Annotated in this window: 1 rRNA gene; it reads right to left on the reverse strand. The window is 38.4% G+C overall.

Annotated features, from left to right (window positions below):
• Positions 1–265 precede the first annotated feature (265 nt).
• Positions 266–362: ribosomal RNA gene (gene rrf, locus CSV68_RS17005) — 5S ribosomal RNA — on the reverse strand; the annotation flags it as partial.

The raw sequence follows: 362 nt of genomic DNA on the forward strand, positions 1-362 counted from the left end.
TATCTTTTCAATGAGTACATCTTTTAATCCTGGAATATTCATGATAAAATTCATATGCACGTATCACCTTTCTCTTTGACTTGTTTCTCGACAATTCAAGTATAAAAGAAATTGGTGATCACGTGCATTTTTTTCATTTTTTGAGAACCCCAACATTAATTATAGAACCAATAAATCAACACCAATGATTTCTTCTATCCTACATTCAATCAATTACTATAATAAAGTACAAAAAAGCCACTCCCCAAAGGGAATGGCTTCGCGTGCCTAGCAACGTCCTACTCTCACAGGGGGAAACCCCCAACTACCATCGGCGCTGAAGAGCTTAACTTCCGTGTTCGGTATGGGAACGGGTGTGACCT

The sequence above is a fragment of the Sporosarcina sp. P29 genome (genome assembly GCF_002743265.1).
Taxonomy (GTDB): Bacteria; Bacillota; Bacilli; order Bacillales_A; family Planococcaceae; genus Sporosarcina.